The following is a 19370-nucleotide window of genomic DNA, read 5'->3' on the forward strand; positions in this document are numbered from 1 at the left end:
GGCGCCGGGTCGCCGCCGCGGGATGCGGGAGCGTGAACCGGGGCCGACGTACCAGTCTGCCAGGACCGGCCGCATCTCCCAAAACCGGGGGGCGGCGGGATCTATTCCGCGGGTGCCGTCGGCGCCTTCGGGGTGCCGGGCGGCTCAGGACGCCGAGACGACGTCCTCGGCCTGGCCGCCGGCCGTGCCCTCGGTCGCGCTCGCCGGGATCGGCCGGTCGTCGCGCAGCGCGTCCCACACCTGCCGGGCCTTGGCCTCCTCGACGAGGACGCGGTTGCCGTCGGCGGGGTCGTAGATCACCGGCATGGTGACCATGTGCATGGCGCCGGGGCCGATGCCCTTGAGGCCGCTCGCGAAGGACATCAGGGAGTTCACCGAGCCCAGGTCGGAGTCGGTGGTGACGGTCTTGGTGGCGGTGTCGGCGATGTCGTACAGCTTCTTGGGGTTGCCGAGCAGGCCGATGTCCTTGACCTGGTCGACCAGGGCCTTGACGAAGGCCTGCTGGAGCTGGATGCGGCCGAGGTCGGAGCCGTCGCCGACGCCGTGCCGGGTGCGGACCAGGCCGAGGGACTGCTCGCCGTCGAGCCGGTGGGTGCCGGCCTCCAGGTCGAGGTGACTGTCGGGGTCCTTGATGTCCTCGGTGGTGGTGACCTGGACGCCGCCGAGGTCGTCGATGAGCTGCTGGAAGCCGCTGAAGTCGACCTCGAGGTAGTGGTCCATGCGCAGTCCGCTGACCGACTCGACGGTCTTCACGGCGCAGGCGGCGCCGCCGGTGGAGTAGGCGGAGTTGAACATCACGTCCGTCGCGGCGGGGTGCTCGTCGCCGTCGGTGCCGGTGCACTCGGGCCGGTCGATGAGGGTGTCGCGGGGGATGGAGACCACGCTGGCCTTCTTGTGGCCCTTGTGGACGTGCACGACCATCGCCGTGTCGGAGCGGGCGGTGCCGTCGTCGGTGCCGCCGCCGAGCTGCTTGTTGCCGCCGGAGCGGGTGTCCGAGCCGAGGACGAGGATGTTCTCGGAGCCGTTGTCGGCCTTCTCGGGCCGGTCGGTGCCGAGGGCCTGGTCGATGTCGACGCTCGTGAGGTTGCCGTTGAGCTTGAAGTACAGGACTCCGGCGCCGGTGCCGCCCAGGACCACGATGCCCGCGGCGGTCCAGGCCATGGCGAGCAGCGCCTTGCGCCGTCTGTCACGGGGCTTGCGGCGGCGTCCCTTGCCCCGGCGGCGGGACCCGTCGTCGCGGGACTCTCCGGGGCCGGGTATGGCGGGATCCGGCGTGCTCTCGGCGGACATGTGCTCCTCGGTTCTCGTCCGGTCGGCTTACCCCCTGTGCTCAGGGTCGGGTCGGTGCGGCTCCGGCGGTTGTCCACCGGTACCTCACCATCGTCCCCCCGTACGCGGGACGGCGGAACTCGGGACAGGGTTGCACAACGCACTGTGCCCGGCGCGTGTCGCGCCGGGCACAGAGAGTCGCCTCGTCGACCGCCGGCAGGGCGGTCACCTGCGGTTTCAGCCGATGATGTCGTACGCGCCGTAACCGCTGCCGGTCTTCACGGCTGTGGCGAAGATCGCGGTGCCGGCCTTTCCGGTACCGGCGTAGAGGTACATGTTCCCGGCCTTGGTGACGGCCAGGACGTCGGCCTTGCCGTCGCCGGTCACGTCGCCGGGCGAGACGACGCTCTTGACCTCGGGCCAGGCGCGCAGCTTGATGCGGGTGGAGAAGGCTCCGGAGGCCGTCCCGCGGCCCGGGTACAGGTAGAGGTCGCCGTTGCCGGCGCGGGCGAGCAGGTCCGCCTTGCCGTCACCGGTGAAGTCGCCGTGGCCGCGGAGCTGGTTGTAGGCGGAGAAACCGGTGGTCACCTTGATCGGGCTGCCGAAGGTGCCGTTGCCGCGGCCCGGGTAGAGCAGCAGGGTGTTCGCGGAGTCCAGCGAGAGCAGGTCGGCCAGGGTGTCGCCGGTCAGGTCGCCCGGCACGAGGATCTGCTTGCGGCTGCCCCAGCCGGTGGCGAGGGTCTTGTGCGCCCAGGACTGGGTGGAGGGCTGGTAGTGCGACCAGACCAGGCTGCCGTCGATGTCCCGGCTGACGAGGTCCTGGTAGCCGTCCCGGTCGAGGTCGGCCTGGACGACGAGGTTGACGCCGTTCCAGTTGCCCCAGGTCTCGCGGGCGGCGAAGGACGTGCCCTTGGAGTTCTGGGAGTAGCCCACCTTGTTGGACGCCTGGCGCAGCCACAGGTCGGCCCGCCCGTCGCCGTTGAGGTCGGTGTCGTCCACGCGCGGGTAGGTGGTGCCGGCGTAGGTGCTGACCTTGGAGAAGACGCCGTACGCGCCCTTCGCGACGCAGTCCTCCACGCCCCAGGAGACGACGCCGACGATGCGGCCGCCGACGACCAGGGGGCCGCCGGAGTCGCCGTTGCACGGCGTGACGGTGCCCGCGTCGGACCCGGTGGCCGGCGTGCCGGCGCAGACCATGTGGCCCTTGACGTAGTCGGCGCCCCAGGCGGCGGCGCAGGTGCCGTCCGACTGGACGGGCAGCGTGGCGGTCTTCAGGACCTCGGAGATGTCGTCGGAGGTGGAGCTGGTGCGGCCCCAGCCGTAGACCTTGGCGCTGGTGCCGGCCTGGTAGGAGGCCGTGTCGCCGGACGTCGTCATCGGGATCGGCTTGGCCGTGACCGGGTTCGGCAGGGTCAGCAGGGCCATGTCGTTGTCGAGGGTCACCGCGTTGAACGACGGGTGGTTCCACTGCCGCCACACGCCGGACACGGTGCCGCCGTGCAGGTCGGCGTCCGTGGCCAGCTGCGCGGTGCCGGTGACGACGGCGCCGTTGGCGTTCCAGTTGTAGCCCTTGACGCAGTGCGCGGCGGTGAGGATCTTCGTCGGTGCGACGACGGCGCCGCCGCAGAAGAAGCCGATGTCGTCGCTCTCGGCGGTGGTGCCGCGGTCGTCGTAGTACCAGAGCTGGGCCATCCACGGGGCGGTGGAGATGCCGGTCTGGGTACCGCCGATGATCTTCGGGTCGATGGGTGCGGCGCTGCCGGTGGTGTCGCCGCGCTGGGCGCGGCCCGTGCGGTCGCCGGGCTTGTCGTCGCCGGCCACGGCGCCCGCGATGCGGCGCTCCAGCTCGGCCTGCGGCACCGTCCTCGCGGCGGGCCGGACCGACGGGTCCGGCACGGTGGGCGCGGCGATGGCGGGCGACGTCGTCAGCGTGGCGGCCACGAGGCCGGCCAGGCCCGCGGCGAGCGTGGGCAGCGCGAGACGCGTCCCGCGTCTGTGACGGCGCCGTGCGGACGCGGGCAGGGATGTAGGCACTCAAGTCCCCCCAGGAGATGAGAGATTCGGGAAGCGAGCCGTGTGACGTCCGTTGGTCCCCCCGGACGCCGGGCACTCGCGAGGGCGTGATCGTACACCTGTTCACAGACAACGCACAGAGCCGCCCCCGTCACGGGTGTGACGGGGGCGGCTCTGTGCGTTGTCCGCGGCGTTCTCCGCGGTGGTGCGAAGACGTCAGTCGCCGTTGCCCGGCGTCGGAGTCGTCTTCTGGATCTGCAGCAGGAACTCGGCGTTCGACTTCGTCTGCTTCATCTTGTCGAGGAGCAGTTCGATCGCCTGCTGCGAGTCGAGCGCGTGCAGCACCCGGCGCAGCTTCCAGACGATGGCCAGCTCGTCGCTGCCGAGCAGGATCTCTTCCTTGCGGGTGCCGGACGCGTCGACGTCCACCGCCGGGAAGATGCGCTTGTCGGCGAGCTTCCGGTCGAGCTTGAGCTCCATGTTGCCGGTGCCCTTGAACTCCTCGAAGATCACCTCGTCCATGCGGGACCCGGTGTCCACCAGGGCGGTGGCGAGGATGGTCAGCGAGCCGCCGTCCTCGATGTTGCGGGCCGCACCGAAGAAGCGCTTCGGCGGGTACAGGGCGGTCGAGTCGACACCACCGGACAGGATGCGGCCGGAGGCCGGGGCGGCGAGGTTGTACGCACGGCCCAGACGCGTGATCGAGTCGAGCAGCACGACGACGTCGTGACCCAGCTCCACCAGTCGCTTGGCGCGCTCGATGGCGAGCTCGGCGACCGTGGTGTGGTCCTCGGCGGGGCGGTCGAAGGTCGAGGAGATGACCTCGCCCTTCACCGACCGCTGCATGTCGGTGACCTCTTCCGGACGCTCGTCGACGAGGACGACCATCAGGTGGCACTCGGGGTTGTTGTGGGTGATCGCGTTGGCGACCGCCTGCATGATCATGGTCTTGCCGGTCTTCGGCGGGGCCACGATCAGACCGCGCTGGCCCTTGCCGATGGGCGAGACGAGGTCGATGATGCGGGTGGTGAGCACGCCGAGGTCCGTCTCCAGGCGGAGGCGGTCCTGCGGGTACAGCGGCGTCAGCTTGTTGAACTCCGGCCGCCCGCGGCCGTGTTCGGGCGCCATGCCGTTGACCGAGTCCAGGCGGACCAGCGCGTTGAACTTCTCGCGCCGCTCGCCTTCCTTCGGCTGCCGCACCGCACCGGTGAGGTGGTCGCCCTTGCGCAGGCCGTTCTTGCGGACCTGGGCGAGGGAGACGTACACGTCGTTCGGGCCGGGCAGGTAGCCGGAGGTCCGGATGAACGCGTAGTTGTCGAGGATGTCGAGGATGCCCGCGACCGGGATCAGGACGTCGTCCTCGGTGATCTGCGGCTCCTGGACCTCGTCGCGCCCGCGGCGGCCCCGGCGGTCCCGGTAGCGGCCGCGACGGCCGCGGCGGCCGCCGTCGAAGTCGTCCCCGTCCTCGTCGGGCCGCTGCTGGCGGTCCTGGCGTCCGCCGCCCTGCTGGCGCTGACCGCCGCCCTGGTTCTGCTGGTCGTCGCCCTTGCCACGGCGGTCGCGGTCACGCCCGCGGTCACGGTCACGCCCGCGGTCACGGTCGCGGCGGCGGCCCTCGCCGCCGTCACCGGCGTCGCCGCGCGCGTCGCCCTGGTTCTGCTGCGACTGCTGCGCGGACGAGTCGTTGCGCGGCTCGCTCTTGACCTCGGCGACGGCCGTGTCGGTGGCGCCGGCCGGGCTGCCGGCGTCGGCGGTGGCCCGGCGACGGCGGCGCTCGGAGGGGGCGTCGTCGGCGGGGGCGCCCGACTGGTCGGCGGAGGCCGAGACCTTCGGGGACGGCTGGCCGGGGATGTCGATCTGCTGCTGGGCCACGGCCTGGTCGGCGGCCGTCTTGTCGGCCTTCTTCTCGGCCTTGCCGGCCTTCGCCGCCTTCTCGGCGGTGGCGTTCTCCTCGCCCGTCCGGGTTCGGGAGGTGGCGCGGCGCTTCGGCTTGGTCTCGCCGGCGGCGTCCGCGGCGGGCGCGGCCTTGGCGGGGGCGCCCCCCGCGGCCTGCGCCTCCTTGATGACCTCGATCAGCTGGCTCTTGCGCATCCGCGCGGTGCCCCTGATGCCGAGGCCGGATGCGACCTGCTGCAGCTCGGCCAGCACCATGCCCTCGAGGCCGGTACCGCGGCGCCGCCGGGAGCCGGCACCGGTGGCAGGCGCGGAGGCGTCCGTGGCGGGCGCGGCAGCGGTCTCCTCGACACGTGCGCCCATCAGATCGGTGGTGTCGCTCACGAAGGGTCCTTCCCTGGAGCGGACGTCGGCCTGTCTGGCTCGGCGACCGTTTGTGCTGTCCGGCTTCGGTCCTTGCTGTGTGAACCGTGCCGGGGCGGTGGTCCGCCCAATCGGCGGAAGAAATATCTGGTGATGGCGCGCCCCCTGGCCGTGGCACCCAGTGTCTGTGTCACGCGGTGTGGTCGCACCGGTTCCGAAGCGTGCCCGGCGGGCCGCTCAGTGTCCGTGTCGGCCGTACTGACGTACGACGTCGAGCACACAATGCGGCTTGGGGGGCTCCCGGAAGAATGTCTGTCCCGGACGGGGACACGAGGCACCTCGCCATGGTGGGGTCGGGTGCAGACTTGAGATTAACACTACCGGATCCAACAAACATTCCCCCTCTCGAAATCCGGCAACCGTCCGCGTCTAGAGGTCACCGGACGTCGCCAGTGGCAGGACGCTCGCGCCCCGCTGGTCCAGGCTCAGCCGGTTGGCCGCCCAGTCCGTGCCCGCCAGCGCCTCGACCTTGTCGGCCGTGCCGGCGTCGGCCAGCGCCATCACCGTGGGGCCCGCGCCGGAGATGACCGCCGGGATGCCGTCGCCGCGCAGCCGCTCCACCAGGGCGGCGCTCTCCGGCATGGCCGGCGCGCGGTACTCCTGGTGGAGCCGGTCCTCGGTGGCCGGGAGCAGCAGCTCGGGGCGCCTGGTCAGGGCCTCGACGAGCAGGGCGGCGCGGCCCGCGTTGGCGGCGGCGTCGACGTGCGGCACGGTGCGCGGGAGGAGCCCGCGCGCGGTCTCGGTCAGGACCGGCTTTCCGGGTACGAAAACCACCGGAACGATGGAATCGGAGGGGTCCATCCTGATGGCCCGGGCAGCGCCGGCCTCCATCCAGGACAGGGTGAAGCCGCCCAGCAGACAGGCCGCCACGTTGTCCGGATGGCCCTCGATCTCGGTGGCGAGGTCGAGCAGCGCGGCGTCGTCGAGGCGGGCCTCGCCGCCTATGGTCACCGCGCGCGCGGCGACGATGCCGGCGCAGATGGCGGCGGAGGAGGAGCCGAGGCCGCGGCCGTGCGGGATGCGGTTGGCACAGACGATCTCCAGACCGCGCGGCTGTCCGCCGAGGAGGTCGAAGGCGGTGCGCAGGGAGCGGACGAGCAGGTGCTTCTCGTCGCGCGGCAGCGTCTCGCTGCCCTCACCCGCGATGTCGATGTGCAGCCCGGAGTCGGCCACCCGGACGACCACGTCGTCGTACAAGCCCAGCGCGAGGCCGAGGGCGTCGAAGCCCGGGCCGAGGTTGGCGCTGGTGGCGGGGACGCGCACCCGGACGGCGGCGGCGCGGAACGCTGGACCGGCCATCGCTCGATGACTCTCCTTGAGCTGCGTGGTGGTCGAATGACGTTCGATCGGCATTCGGTGACGTACAGGAACTCCGGGGCCGCCGCTTCCTGCCGAACGGGCGACCGCACCGCTGCCGCTTGCCGACCGCGGAGACAGCGCGGTACCGCGGCATATGCGGCGGGCGGGTTCGGTACAGCCTATCGAAGGAAGGTTCTGTGGCGACACAGGGCGCACAGGAGGCGCACGATGCGTGTCGTAAGCCCCCTGTGCACCCCCCGTTCAGTGCTTTCCCGCTCGGGCGTCGCTTACGCCCGTTCGCGCCGGTGGGAGGGGCGCTTTTCCTCGTCGGCGGGGCGGCCCGGCCGCCCCGCCGAGTGCCTGGCGCGCGCCCGGCCGGGCGCGCTCTCAGACGAGGCCGAGGCGCTCGGCCGCGGTGGCCGCGTCGACCGGGACGGTGACCGGCTGGGGGGCGCCGGCGACGGCCCAGTCGGGGTCCTTCAGGCCGTTGCCGGTGACGGTGCACACGATGCGCTGGCCGGGGTCGACCTTGCCCTGCTCGGCGGCCTTCAGCAGACCGGCCACCGACGCGGCGGACGCGGGCTCGACGAAGACGCCCTCCTGGGACGCCAACAGCCGGTAGGCGCGCAGGATCTCACGGTCCGTCACCTCGTCGATGGCGCCGCCGGACTCGTCCCGCGCGGCGAGTGCGAAGTCCCACGAGGCGGGGTTGCCGATGCGGATGGCGGTGGCGATGGTCGACGGGTCCTTGACGACCTCGCCGCGCACGATCGGGGCGCTGCCGGAGGCCTGGAAGCCCCACATGCGCGGCGCCTTCGTGCTGACCTTGTCCGCGGAGTACTCCTTGTAGCCCTTCCAGTACGCGGTGATGTTGCCCGCGTTGCCCACCGGCAGGACGTGGATGTCGGGCGCGTCGCCGAGCATGTCCACGATCTCGAAGGCGGCCGTCTTCTGCCCCTCGATACGCACCGGGTTGACCGAATTGACCAGCGCCACGGGGTAGTTGTCGCTGAGCGCGCGCGCCAGCGTGAGGCAGTCGTCGAAGTTGCCGTCGACCTGGAGGATCTTCGCGCCGTGCACGAGGGCCTGGCCCATCTTGCCGAGCGCGATCTTGCCCTGCGGCACGAGGACGGCGGAGACCATCCCGGCCCGCACGCCGTACGCGGCGGCGGAGGCGGACGTGTTGCCCGTGGACGCGCAGATGACGGCCTGCGCACCCTCCTCCTTGGCCTTGCTGATGGCCATGGTCATGCCGCGGTCCTTGAAGGACCCGGTCGGGTTCGCACCCTCCACCTTGAGGTGGACCTCGCAGCCCGTGCGCTCGGAGAGCACCTGCGCGGGCACGAGCGGCGTGCCGCCCTCACGGAGCGTCACGACCGGCGTGCTGTCGGAGACCGGCAGCCTGTCCCGGTACTCCTCGATGATTCCGCGCCACTGGTGGGTCATTGCTGGTTACTCTCCTTCAACCCGCATGATGCTGGCGACACCCCGCACGGTGTCGAGCTTGCGCAGCGCCTCGACCGTACCGCCGAGGGCGGCGTCGGACGCTCGGTGGGTGACGACGACGAGGGAGGCCTCGCCGTCCTTGCCCGACTGCCGGACGGTGTCGATGGAGACACCGTGCTCGGCGAACACGGTCGCCACCTGGGCGAGGACGCCCGGTTTGTCGGCGACGTCGAGGCTGATGTGGTAGCGCGTGACGACGTCGCCCATCGGCGAGACGGGCAGTGCGGCATAGGCGGACTCGCCGGGCCCGGTGGCGCCGCCGATCCGGTTGCGGCAGACGGCGACGAGGTCGCCGAGCACGGCGGACGCGGTCGGCGAACCGCCGGCGCCGGGCCCGTAGAACATGAGCTGCCCGGCCGCCTCGGACTCCACGAAGACGGCGTTATAGGCCCCGCGCACGCTCGCCAGCGGATGGCTGAGCGGGATCATCGCGGGATGGACGCGCGCGGTGACCGACGCGCCGTCCGCGGCCCGCTCGCAGATGGCGAGCAGTTTGATGGTGCAGCCCATCTCCTTGGCGGAGGCGAAGTCGGCGGCGGTGACCTCGGTCATGCCCTCGCGGTGGACGTCGTCGAGGCGCACCCGCGTGTGGAAGGCGATCCCGGCCAGGATGGCGGCCTTGGCGGCGGCGTCGAAGCCCTCGACGTCGGCGGTCGGGTCGGCCTCGGCGTACCCGAGGGCGGTGGCCTCGTCCAGGGCCTCCTGGTACCCGGCGCCGGTGGTGTCCATGGCGTCGAGGATGAAGTTGGTCGTCCCGTTGACGATGCCGAGCACCCGGTTGACCTTGTCGCCGGCGAGGGACTCGCGCAGCGGCCGGATCAGCGGGATGGCGCCGGCGACGGCGGCCTCGTAGTAGAGGTCCTTGCCGTTCGCGTCCGCCGCGGCGTGCAGGGCGGCGCCGTCCTGGGCGAGGAGCGCCTTGTTGGCGGAGACGACGGAGGCGCCGTGCTCGAAGGCCGTGGTGATGAGGGTCCGGGCGGGCTCGATGCCGCCGATGACCTCCACGACCACGTCGATGTCCCCGCGCTTGACGAGGGCGGTGGCGTCGGTGGTGACCAGGGCGGGGTCGATGCCCTCACGCACCTTGTCGGGCCGGCGTACGGCGACCCCGGCGAGCTCCACCGGGGCCCCGATGCGGGCGGCGAGGTCGTCGGCGTGCGTCGTCATGATGCGCGCCACCTCTGAGCCGACCACTCCACAGCCCAGCAGCGCCACCTTCAGCGGACGCGTACGCATCATCCGACCTCGTTTCCTTCATACCTTCTACGGTTGGACCAGTCTCACGCACCGGACGCGATTTTCTTCCTTTCGTCCGGATCGTGAGACATATATTTCATTTTCGCAGGGGTGCCGGGCGGAAGATCTTCCCGTCGCCCCCTGCCCCGCGACTCAGCCGACGTCGAGACGGAGCAGGTCCTCCTCGGTCTCCCGCCGGACGATGACGCGTGCCTCACCGTCCCGCACGGCCACGACGGGCGGCCGCAGCACGTGGTTGTAGTTGCTGGCCATGGACCGGCAGTACGCCCCGGTGGCGGGCACGGCGATGAGGTCACCCGGTGCCAGGTCGCCCGGCAGGAAGGCGTCCTTGACCACGATGTCACCGCTCTCGCAGTGCTTGCCGACGACCCGGACGAGCATGGGCTCCGCGTCGGAGGCGCGGGAGACGAGGGCGACGCTGTACTCGGCGTCGTACAGCGCGGTGCGGATGTTGTCCGACATGCCGCCGTCGACGGAGACGTACGTGCGCAGCGCCTCCAGCGGCTTGATGGTGCCGACCTCGTAGAGCGTGAAGGCGGTGGGCCCGACGATGGCCCGCCCGGGCTCGACGGAGATACGGGGGGTGGCCAGCCGGGCGGCCTCGCACTCCCGCGTCACGATCTCGGTCAGCGCCTTGGCGATCTCGTGCGGCTCGCGGGGGTCGTCGTCGCTGGTGTACGCGATCCCGAGGCCGCCGCCGAGGTCGATCTCGGGCAGCTCGACACCGTGCTCGTCGCGGATGTCCTTCAGCAGCCCGACGACGCGGTGCGCGGCGACCTCGAAGCCCGACATGTCGAAGATCTGCGACCCGATGTGGGAGTGGATCCCGATGACCTCCAGCCCGTCGAGCTGCAGCGCCCGCCGCACGGCCTCGGCGGCCTGCCCGCCGGCCAGCGGGATGCCGAACTTCTGGTCCTCGTGGGCGGTGGCGATGAGCTCGTGCGTGTGGGCCTCGACGCCGACGGTGATCCGGATCTGCACGCGCTGGCGCCTGCCGAGCTCCTGCGCGACGTGGGCGACGCGGACGATCTCCTGGAACGAGTCGAGCACGATCCGCCCGACACCGGCCTCGACGGCCCGCCGGATCTCGCTCTCGCTCTTGTTGTTGCCGTGGAAGGCGATGCGGTCGGCGGGCATCCCCGCGGACAGCGCGGTGGCCAGCTCACCGCCGGAGCACACGTCGAGGTTCAGCCCCTCCTCGTCCAGCCACCGCACGACGGCCCGGGACAGGAAGGCCTTGCCCGCGTAGAAGACGTCGGCGTCGGCGCCGAAGGCGGTGCGCCAGGCCCGCGCCCGGGCCCGGAAGTCGGTCTCGTCAAGCACGTAGGCGGGCGTGCCGTACTCCTCGGCGAGCCGGGTGACGGCGATCCCGCCGACGGTGACGGCACCGTCCGCGTCGCGGGTGACGGTCTGCGCCCACACCTTGGGGTCGAGGGCGTTGAGGTCGGCGGGCGGCGCGGAGTAGTGGCCCTCGGGGAGGACGTCGGCGTGACGGGGCCCGGCGGGGTGGGCGGAACGGCTCATGGCGTCTTCAGAGCTCTCTCAGAGATGGTCGGGTGCGTCGATACCGAGCAGGGACAGGCCGCCGGCCAGCACCGCCCCGGCGGCTTCGGCGAGCGCGAGCCGGGCGCGGTGGGCGGCCGAGGGTTTCTCCGCCCCGCGCGGGAGCACGGCCGGCAGGAAGGGCAGCGCGGCGTCGGCGACGGTGACGAGATGCCGGGCGAGCCGGTCGGGGGCGCGGTGCTCGGCCGCGGCGGCGAGGACGCGGGGGTGGTCGGCCAGGGCGGTGAGGAGGGGGTCCGCGGGGAGGGGGGCGAGGGCCGCGGGGCGGCCGGGGGCGGTGGGGGGCACTGCCGGGGCCGGTACGGCGAGGGTCGCGGCGGGGGCCGCGGCGGGACCGGCGGGCTCGGTGCCGGGGCCGGGCACGGTACCGGGGCCGACGCCGGCGAGGGGGCCCGGCTCGGCGGGGCCCGCGGTGACATCGGAGAGGGCGGTGCTGAGGCCGACCGGCTCGGCGAGGGCCCCCGGGGCCGCGGTGAAGCCCAGGTCGGCGGCGTTCCGGGTGAGCGCGCGGGTGCGGGCGTGGGCGTACCGGACGCGGAAGAGCGGGTTGCTCTCGCGCTGGACGAGGTGCTCGTCGCCGGTGCGGGGCCGGTCGTGCGGGGCGGGGTGGAGCAGCGCCCAGCGACCGGCGTCGCGACCGAGGCGGAGGGGGTCGGGCTCGCCGGGGGCGGGGACGGGCCGGACGTTCACGGCGAGCTCCGCGGGCGCCGGCCCGGCGGCGTCGACGCGCACTCCGAGGGCGGCGGTCCACTCGGGGTCGGGGGCGGCCGCGCAGCTCGTCCGCACGAGGGCGCCCTGGGAGCGGAGGAGGCGGGCGGCGGCCTCGGCGACGACGACGGCACGCAGGTCGTGGGGGCAGTGCAGCTGCACGACCCGGCCGTCGGGGGCGTCCGCGTACCCGTAGCGCTTCCCGCGCCGCAGGATCTCCTCGACGAGGGCGACGGGGGCGGTGCCGTGGAGGCTGATGTTGAGGAAGCCGGGCCCGGTGAGGACGACGTCCGCGATGCCGTCGACGTCGACGAGATACGGCCGCAGCACCTCGGCGACACGGCGAGGGGGCTGCCCGGCCGGCCGGGCGAGCTGGAGGGCGATGTTGGTGGCGTAGTCGCCGCACCCGCCGGGCCCCGGCGGAGCGACGACGGCCCGCTCGGGCACGGCCACCCGGAGCTCACCCGCGTCGACGGCGCGACGCACCGCGTGCAGCACGGTGCGGGAGAGCTCTACGGGAGTCACGGGTCAAGCGTATGGGAGGAGGGGGGTGGGTAAGCGAACCGGTTATCGGCAATCCCGGGATGTGGACGGCAGCCCGCCTCAACGGTGCGGACGGACTACCCGGCCGACTCGGCCTGAGCGGACGCCTCGCTCTCCCCCGCGGCGCCGAAGACACCGCTGCGCCCGTCGACCAACTGCCGTACGAGGGCGACGAGCTCGGCGGGCTCGAAGGGCTTGGACAGGAAGGCGTCGACAGCGGCCTCGCCCCCTGCGCCGGCCTCGTACTGGGAGGTGGCACTGACGATGGCGAGAGGAAGGTCCCGGGTCCGTGGATCCGCACGCAGCCGCGCGGCGGTCCGGAGCCCGTCCAGCCGCGGCATGACCACGTCCAGCGTGACGGCGTCTGGCCGCACCTGATGGATCACTTCCAGACACTCGACACCATCGGCCGCGGTCACGACCTCGAAGCCCTCCAGCTCGAGATTGACCCTGATCAGCTGCCGGATGACCTTGTTGTCGTCCACAACAAGAACTCGGCCAGACGCCCTAGGCACAACTCGAGAGTAGGTCGGGCCCCGCCACCGCGTCCGGCGTTTCCCGACTTCCACCCCGACCGGGGGGCGCGGGGGTGCCGGCCTTGAACGCCGGGGCTCCGGTTGCGGCGCCGGTGGGGTGGGAGTCGGGGGCTCCGGTGGGGAGGGGCGCCGAGGGGCCTACTCAGGTGCCGCCGCCGGGACGGCGGGGACACAGGCGGTGCTCCGGCGGCCGGGGCGCCGGGACGCCGGTAGAACGGGCGGCAGGGCCCAGGCAGGCAGCCCCGGCCGCCGGGATGCCGGGGCGTCGTCGAGGGCTCCACCGGCTGGGACGTCGAGAGGAGAAACCCGTTGATGACCACCCCGGACGAGCTGGTAGTGTTCTACCCGTCGCCGCGAGCAACAGCTCACCGGCCGACACGCCCCCGTAGCTCAGGGGATAGAGCAACGGCCTCCGGAGCCGTGTGCGCAGGTTCGAATCCTGCCGGGGGCACCTCGCTTCAACCAGCCAGATCATGCGGTTGACCAGCGCAGATGCCAAGCATGAAGAGCGGGAACCAGTCTCACTGGGTCCCGCTCTTTGTCGTTGCTGCGCACTGATCGCGATAGACCTGCGATAGATCACGGTTCGCCCCACACGCGTTCGACTCTTCAGGCAACATCGGGCAGATGACCACTGAGGACGGGGAAGTACGCCGCATCGCCACCGTGACACGCCAACGAATCTCGCAGGCGGCGATGCGGAGAGCTATGCGTCTCGCAGGGGGGCGGTGCGCCTTCCCTGGATGCCCCTCCCCCAGGACGCTGGACAACGGGCTTCCCCTGCTGGAGATCGCTCAGATCTCGTCGTACGCGCCAGGCGCCCCCAGGTACGTGGATGGAGACCACCCCAGCGCTGAAGAGTTGGGCGACAACATCATTGTCCTGTGCCCCACCCATCACGTCCTCGTGGACAGGAATCCTGATTCATACCCCGTTGATGTGCTCTTGCGCATGCGTGAAGCCCACTTCGAGCGCGTCGCCAACGGATTCGAAGAATCTGGAGCAGCCGTTAATCGGCTGGCTGAAGCCTTGGCGGTATGGGAGAGTGAACGCAATAACTCCAGCGAGGAGTTCTGGCATCGCTTCTTTGCTGAGCGGCCGGAAGTACTAGCAATCCCTTTGGAAGGCAAGGCGTACAGCCTTCTCAGCAAATGTTACGTCGGCGGGAAGAACGTGACCAACTCTGGAGGAAACATTCTTGACTTCTTGGCCCAGAACACAGGGAACTGTGCTCTCTTGGAGATCAAGACCCCATCAGCCGAGCTCCTGATGCCTTCCCCGTACCGCACGAACGTATTTGCACCGTCGCGCGAGCTGTCAGGTTCCTGCGTGCAGGTTCTGACCTACAGGGAGAGCCTTACACGCGAACTCATGACATTCGCTTTCTCCGCACCTGACCTTCGCGCCATCAGCCCTCCATGCACGGTGCTCATCGGCGATTTGGAAAGCGAGGGCATGTCCGAAAGTGGACGACATTCTTTCGAGATATTCCGGTCCTCCCTCAAGGACGTTCGCGTTCTAACATACGACGAGCTGTTTCAGGGGATCCGCATGCTCCTAAGCGCTTTGTCATGACTCGGGGGCGCGCAGCCCTACCCCCGAGCCAAACAGCAGCTAGGGCCAGTCGAGTTCCTTTTCGATCTTCTTGTTCATGGCCTCCTCTTGGCCGAGGGTGGAAGCCTGAAGGTCCGGCGAGAGCTCGTACTCCCGAGCGTCCCGCCACACGCGCCAATAGGTGCTGCCGCCCACAGCTAGCGCGTAGAATCACACGGCTATCTGTCCGAGTTCTTCTTTTTCGAACACCCCTTCTCGATATGAAACCTTGACGTCATCCCCGTAGAAGGTGACATCAGACATCACGTCAGGCAGCAGGATGGGCATGCTGGCGATTACAGTTCGTACGGTCCAGTGATCGACCCGGAGGAATTCGGAAATTCCTGGAACCGAGGATGCCTTCAGGCAGAATAATCGTCCATTGTAGGACTCGGATCCGAACGACAGAACCCTGTACGGGCGAGGAGGCAGCGCCACCCTTCGGCCATCGACCCGGTACTCCAGCCACCGACGCCGGACATCCACCAATGCCTTTCGAAGTTCCGGATCGAACCAAGTGATGGTGCACGCCAGATCCGCCGGATACTCCACGGAGCATTCCGGGCACCAGGACGTAGTGACTGAAGACCTCCAGGGTTTGGACCCAGCCGAAGGGCTGAGCTTGTCCACCCTGCTCTAGGCGAGTTCGGTGTTCGTGGAGGTCTTTCCAGCTCCGCAGTAGTGATCCCGAGAATGCACCACCTGAATTCGAATCCACTAGGCGACAGCAGGTAGCGCAGAGTCAAATACCATTCGAGATATGGGATCGTTCTGCGTCCGACAGGCCGCCGGCCCCCGGGGCCCTTTCCGCAGCGGCAAAGATGTGAGCGGCTGTGCCCGTGTCGGTGACACCTTCCGAACCGAGGCCGGGCCCGATTGTGAGCGCCTCACACCTCGGGTTCGAGCAGCGAAAGGCCGCACGCTGGGCAAGGAGCCGTCGGGTCTTGTCGTTGAAGCCGGCTTGTCCACGACCGCTGCCGCTTCCCACAGTTGGCACCGAACATTCCCCCTCGTCTGCAGGTCGCTATGGGGCTGACGATACCTAGGTCGAGGCAGCCCTAACCCCTTTCGGTCTAGGCCGTAGAGACGGCGATTCCCCGGGTGTCCTCCGGGGAACGTGAGTTAGCGAGAAGGTCACAGTTCAGACGTGGCGAGCGGAGCCCGCTGTAAATCTGTCGAGCGCATGCATAGGGTCAGCTCTCGGGCCGTCTGTGGGTCGTCGAAGGGGGCACCGGGTGACCAACGACGACCGCTGACGACTGCCAGGGCCCCCGTGAGTGCTGCATGAGTGTCGATCGCCTGAGGTTGCTCTGGTGTCACGCCACTTCCTGCGCAACAAGCCGCGGGAGTAGAGGTCTCGGTACCGCGGGGACGGTGTTCGACCAAGAGGCTCATCGGCAGGGTGACGCCTGCTCTCTTGAGAAGACGAGTCGCTCTGCGCACGGTATGCGATAGAGATCGGCCCAAGGCTGCACGCGACGGGAAGGGCCCGCAGGTCACGGGTGGTTTCTAGATCGGCCTAAGCATGCCCTTCGGAGCCCTGTGCGCAGGTTCGAACCGAGGGCACCCAGCACGAGGTGCCCAAAGACCCCGTCACCAGCGGAAACGCTGAGGCCGGGGTCACTGCGTATGTGCAGGCCAGTGCGGCCCGGAGCAGTCTTGTGGCGCGGGTCATGGACTGTTCGCGGACACGAAGTTCAGGCTTCTTGCCTGGTCAGCACCGGAGAGCGCAACAGCCCCGAGATGCCTCCAGCCGCTCGATCGAGCGACCGCGGAATCGTCCCGGCGTCACTCCACAACGCCGTTCCCGCCTTGTAAGGTCGTCGGCCACCCTCGCTTTCCCGGATGTCCCGAAAGGTGCCGCATGGCCGAGCTCGCCACCGTAGACCTGACGAAGGCCGCGCCCACGGTCTCCCTGCACAAGCACGGTGTGACGTCGGGGCTGATCAAGGTCAACCTCAACTGGACCTCGCCGCAGGCCACCGCCCGGCGCACGGCCGGCGACGCCCGTGGACTTTTCGGTCGGATCCGGGCATCTCTGCGGTCGGCCGCGGCCAGGAAAGTGGATCTCGACCTCGGGTGCATGATCCGCTGCACCGACGGCACGAAAACAGTGGTCCAGGCCCTGGGGAACGCGTTCGGCGCGGTGGATCGCTTCCCGTACGTCGCACTGGACGCGGACGATCGGACCGGCTCCCGTGCGGTGGGAGAGAACCTCGTCATCAACCTGGACCATCAGGCGGAGTTCCAGAAGCTTCTGCTCTTCGTCTACATATACGAGGGGTCAGGCGACTTCCGCGGCCTCGACGCGGTGGTGACCCTGACCTCGGATCGTGGCGACCGCTTCCGGGTGGTTCTGGACGAGTGCCCGCCCCAGGCGCACGCGTGCGCCATCGCCCTCATCAAGCGTCAGAAGGGCGAACTCGTCATCGGACGCGAGGTGCGCTGGTTCACTCCGAAGGACGGACCCGGCGTCCAGGACGTGATCTCCCGCGCGTACCGGCTCGGCATGAAGTGGACGCCGGGTCGGAAGTAGCTACCGGGTCCTCCGGGAGTGAGGCTCGGTCTTCGGGGTGGTCGTCTACGGCGTGGGCTGGTCGCGGTAGCTGATCTCGCCCAGTACGGCGACCTCTTCCCTTGTCAGGCCGTCGCGTTCCATCGTGTAGGCCATGTGCGCCTCGCGTGCCGCCGCCGCGTCGGCTGCCAAGTGCTGAAGAAGGTCACCGATGGACGCTTCGGGGTTCCGTTCCGCCCAGGAGGCGACCGTGTCATGGCAGAAGGTCTTGATCTGCGCCTCCGTGCTCAGGCGGAATCCCTCGAAGGCGGTTCGTCGAGTCATGCGGCAATCCTGCCCGAGAGGACGCCGGCCCGTGCAGGTGGAGCTGTCGCTGGCCCGGCACGCTGCTATCACATCGGGATCGACGGCGGCCGGGAAGTGAGGAAGAGGCCCCGGTGGTCGGCGTGTTCGCGACCCTGTCTTCCGCTAAGGGATGGTTAACAGGGAGGTTCCGTCATGGTGTACGTGCGTACCAGCACACTCGACTGGATCGAGGACACCGTCGACCGCAACGACGGTGTCGCCGTCATCCGGAATGCTGCTGTGCGTGACCGGGAGGGAAAGGACCGGTTGCGGCTGACGCGTCTTCAGTCCGTGCGGAATCTGATCGTGCGCCGGGGGCTGCGGACGTTCCCCGATCGCTTGCTCTACTCCGAGGAGACCTGGTCCTTCGTCGTCTATCGGCCTGAACTGCTCGTCGTGGACGTCGGCGTGATCGCCGCCGATCCCGGGAAGCGTGCGGCTCTGGAGTTCGTCATGACCGCGCTCAACGAGACCGCCCACGGTCAGTTCTACGTCAGTGAGCACAGCTTCCGTAAGAATCTGCTGGCGCTCGCGTCGGCTCACCCCGACATTCGCTGGCAGTTCACGCGACAGAAGGCCACGGCGTAGGAAGCGGCGTTGCGCCGGCTCGCGCCCCGGCTGGGCGTACGCCGAATATGCACAGCTCGGGAAGGCACGGGCAAGGGCAGGCCCGTCGCGGAGTGGACGGGCCTGCCCTCCAGCTAGCCTGCGGAGCAGAGGCCTTCGTTCGGGCAGAACACCACTCCCGTGAAGTTGTAGCCGGTCCGGATGGTGACCGGATTCGGGTCGGGAGGGAAGTTGACGTAGGAACCGGCGTCAGCCGTGGCGGTGAAGTGGACGGTCGTCCCGACCACGAAGGTCGCGGTGCACGTGCCGGTCGGGGTGGGCGCCGGGTCCCCGGCGTACGGGTCGAACGCCGAAATGTGACAGTTGATTCCGGCGGGGCTGCTGGTGATGGTTCCACCACCCCAGCCGTCGGCCACGTACGCGCCGAGTTGAGCCGTGGACTGAGCATGAGCCGGAGCGACGAAGCCGAGGGCGGTCGTCGTGGCGAGTGCGGTGATGACTCCCATCCCGCGCCAGGCTCGGTTCCTGTGTGTACTCACGGGTGGCCCCTCCGATCGAAGCGATCCCCCTCTCATCACGTTATTCGCCTCCTCGGGGTCCGCAACCGGGGCTCTCCGGCCCTGGCATCGGCGGCGCGTCATCCGCTTCCGGAGTGCCTCACCCACGCCCCGCAGCGAGAGCAACGCACGTGGCCATCGTGGGTGCGTCAGCCTGCCGTTCGGGACAGTTCGATGCCCTCGCGGAGGCGGGCCGGGGCTCCCTCGCTGAGGGTCCAGCCGTGCGGGGCCGCGATGTCCAGGAGGCCGCGGGCGCCCACGCAGCGGTACTTGTGGGTCCAGATGAGCGTCGTGCGCTGTGTCGGCTTCTGCTTCCGGAGTTGCTTCTCTATGCGCTCCCGGTGGAAGGCGGGATCGTCCTCGCGTCGCAGTTCGCTCCAGGACGTCCACCAGCGTGGGCGGGCGGGGAAGACGCCGAGCGTTCGGTCCACGAGGTTCATCACCGGGCGTTCCAGGAAGGGGAGGATTCCGCAGACGACCTCCATCACCAGGCCGTAGGCCACGACGAAGGCCGTGATGGCCAGCCACAGCACCACGTGGAACGGGAAGTACAGCACCGTCAGGGTGTAGCGGAGCCGGCGGTCCGTCTTCGAGCGCGGTGGGCGTGGTTCCCACACGGCGGACAGTGCCGCCGCCGGTGGCGGGGCGGTGGGCCAGGGTGCCGGCTGGGTGTACGCCGGGTGGGCCTGGGCCTGGTGGCCCACCTGGGGGTAGGGGGCGTTCTGGCCGTTGGGGCCGTACGGGGGGTGAGGGAGCGACGGTTGCACCGGGTCACCCAATCAC

The 19370-nt window shown here is 70.1% G+C and carries 16 protein-coding genes and 1 tRNA gene; 4 read left to right on the top strand and 13 right to left on the bottom strand.

Annotation, left to right across the window (positions count from 1 at the left end; translation table 11 throughout):
- Window positions 1-144 precede the first annotated feature (144 nt).
- The 9 genes from ACGF3H_RS26690 to ACGF3H_RS26730 form a co-directional block, all read right to left on the bottom strand.
- Complete coding sequence (locus ACGF3H_RS26690; protein WP_362497002.1) at window positions 145-1290, bottom strand: LCP family protein; 1146 nt, start codon at window positions 1288-1290, stop codon at window positions 145-147.
- A 216-nt stretch (window positions 1291-1506) separates the two neighbouring features.
- Window positions 1507-3303 carry a trypsin-like serine protease gene (locus ACGF3H_RS26695; protein ID WP_362497004.1) on the bottom strand — a complete coding sequence of 599 codons (1797 nt, stop codon included), beginning with the start codon at window positions 3301-3303 and terminating at the stop codon, window positions 1507-1509.
- 195 nt (window positions 3304-3498) lie between these two features.
- Entirely contained in the window at window positions 3499-5559 is a 2061-nt protein-coding gene (gene rho / locus ACGF3H_RS26700) for a transcription termination factor Rho (protein ID WP_393816537.1), read from the bottom strand.
- A gap of 408 nt (window positions 5560-5967) precedes the next feature.
- Window positions 5968-6897, bottom strand: coding sequence for a homoserine kinase (thrB, locus tag ACGF3H_RS26705; RefSeq protein WP_362497009.1), 930 nt, complete (start codon window positions 6895-6897; stop codon window positions 5968-5970).
- 387 nt (window positions 6898-7284) lie between these two features.
- Window positions 7285-8343, bottom strand: coding sequence for a threonine synthase (thrC, locus tag ACGF3H_RS26710; protein ID WP_362497012.1), 1059 nt, complete (start codon window positions 8341-8343; stop codon window positions 7285-7287).
- 6 nt (window positions 8344-8349) lie between these two features.
- A complete protein-coding gene (locus ACGF3H_RS26715; RefSeq protein WP_359394212.1) occupies window positions 8350-9642 on the bottom strand; it encodes a homoserine dehydrogenase in 1293 nt (430 codons plus the stop codon).
- A gap of 150 nt (window positions 9643-9792) precedes the next feature.
- On the bottom strand, window positions 9793-11184 hold the full coding sequence (lysA, locus tag ACGF3H_RS26720) for a diaminopimelate decarboxylase (RefSeq protein ID WP_393816538.1): 1392 nt from the start codon (window positions 11182-11184) through the stop codon (window positions 9793-9795).
- Window positions 11185-11202: 18 nt separating this feature from the next.
- A complete protein-coding gene (gene nrtL, locus ACGF3H_RS26725) occupies window positions 11203-12456 on the bottom strand; it encodes an ArgS-related anticodon-binding protein NrtL (RefSeq protein WP_362497019.1) in 1254 nt (417 codons plus the stop codon).
- A gap of 95 nt (window positions 12457-12551) precedes the next feature.
- Window positions 12552-12989: a response regulator gene (locus ACGF3H_RS26730; RefSeq protein WP_362497022.1), complete on the bottom strand. Its 438-nt coding sequence runs from the start codon at window positions 12987-12989 to the stop codon at window positions 12552-12554.
- 400 nt (window positions 12990-13389) lie between these two features.
- Between ACGF3H_RS26730 and ACGF3H_RS26735 the strand changes: the two genes are divergently transcribed.
- Together ACGF3H_RS26735 and ACGF3H_RS26740 are read left to right on the top strand one after the other, a co-directional pair.
- Window positions 13390-13461, top strand: a tRNA-Arg gene (locus ACGF3H_RS26735).
- A 176-nt stretch (window positions 13462-13637) separates the two neighbouring features.
- A complete protein-coding gene (locus ACGF3H_RS26740) occupies window positions 13638-14585 on the top strand; it encodes a Shedu immune nuclease family protein (protein ID WP_362497024.1) in 948 nt (315 codons plus the stop codon).
- 189 nt (window positions 14586-14774) lie between these two features.
- Here ACGF3H_RS26740 and ACGF3H_RS26745 read toward each other — a convergent pair whose 3' ends face one another.
- On the bottom strand, window positions 14775-15155 hold the full coding sequence (locus ACGF3H_RS26745; RefSeq protein WP_362497026.1) for a hypothetical protein: 381 nt from the start codon (window positions 15153-15155) through the stop codon (window positions 14775-14777).
- Between the two features lie 1312 nt (window positions 15156-16467).
- On the opposite strand from ACGF3H_RS26745, the gene ACGF3H_RS26750 reads away from it, so the two are divergent.
- On the top strand, window positions 16468-17139 hold the full coding sequence (locus ACGF3H_RS26750) for a hypothetical protein (protein WP_362497028.1): 672 nt from the start codon (window positions 16468-16470) through the stop codon (window positions 17137-17139).
- 45 nt (window positions 17140-17184) lie between these two features.
- Here the strand turns inward: ACGF3H_RS26750 and ACGF3H_RS26755 are convergent, their stop codons facing one another.
- Window positions 17185-17442: a hypothetical protein gene (locus tag ACGF3H_RS26755; RefSeq protein WP_362497031.1), complete on the bottom strand. Its 258-nt coding sequence runs from the start codon at window positions 17440-17442 to the stop codon at window positions 17185-17187.
- 174 nt (window positions 17443-17616) lie between these two features.
- On the opposite strand from ACGF3H_RS26755, the gene ACGF3H_RS26760 reads away from it, so the two are divergent.
- On the top strand, window positions 17617-18051 hold the full coding sequence (locus tag ACGF3H_RS26760; protein WP_362497034.1) for a hypothetical protein: 435 nt from the start codon (window positions 17617-17619) through the stop codon (window positions 18049-18051).
- 113 nt (window positions 18052-18164) lie between these two features.
- Here ACGF3H_RS26760 and ACGF3H_RS26765 read toward each other — a convergent pair whose 3' ends face one another.
- On the bottom strand, window positions 18165-18536 hold the full coding sequence (locus tag ACGF3H_RS26765; protein ID WP_362497036.1) for a hypothetical protein: 372 nt from the start codon (window positions 18534-18536) through the stop codon (window positions 18165-18167).
- Between the two features lie 200 nt (window positions 18537-18736).
- The gene (locus tag ACGF3H_RS26770) at window positions 18737-19354 is read right to left on the bottom strand and encodes a hypothetical protein (RefSeq protein ID WP_362497038.1); all 618 of its coding nucleotides are present in this window, start codon (window positions 19352-19354) and stop codon (window positions 18737-18739) included.
- Window positions 19355-19370 lie beyond the last annotated feature (16 nt).

This window comes from Streptomyces sp. NPDC048185, from assembly GCF_043202495.1.
Lineage (GTDB): Bacteria > Actinomycetota > Actinomycetes > Streptomycetales > Streptomycetaceae > Streptomyces.

Coding starts and splice junctions, on each gene's coding strand:
- ACGF3H_RS26690 (WP_362497002.1), bottom strand. CDS start 1,290: ATGTCCGCCGAGAGCACGCCGGATCCCGCCATACCCGGCCCCGGAGAG.
- thrB (WP_362497009.1), bottom strand. CDS start 6,897: ATGGCCGGTCCAGCGTTCCGCGCCGCCGCCGTCCGGGTGCGCGTCCCC.
- thrC (WP_362497012.1), bottom strand. CDS start 8,343: ATGACCCACCAGTGGCGCGGAATCATCGAGGAGTACCGGGACAGGCTG.
- ACGF3H_RS26715 (WP_359394212.1), bottom strand. CDS start 9,642: ATGATGCGTACGCGTCCGCTGAAGGTGGCGCTGCTGGGCTGTGGAGTG.
- lysA (WP_393816538.1), bottom strand. CDS start 11,184: ATGAGCCGTTCCGCCCACCCCGCCGGGCCCCGTCACGCCGACGTCCTC.
- ACGF3H_RS26740 (WP_362497024.1), top strand. CDS start 13,638: ATGACCACTGAGGACGGGGAAGTACGCCGCATCGCCACCGTGACACGC.
- ACGF3H_RS26750 (WP_362497028.1), top strand. CDS start 16,468: ATGGCCGAGCTCGCCACCGTAGACCTGACGAAGGCCGCGCCCACGGTC.
- ACGF3H_RS26755 (WP_362497031.1), bottom strand. CDS start 17,442: ATGACTCGACGAACCGCCTTCGAGGGATTCCGCCTGAGCACGGAGGCG.
- ACGF3H_RS26760 (WP_362497034.1), top strand. CDS start 17,617: ATGGTGTACGTGCGTACCAGCACACTCGACTGGATCGAGGACACCGTC.
- ACGF3H_RS26765 (WP_362497036.1), bottom strand. CDS start 18,536: ATGGGAGTCATCACCGCACTCGCCACGACGACCGCCCTCGGCTTCGTC.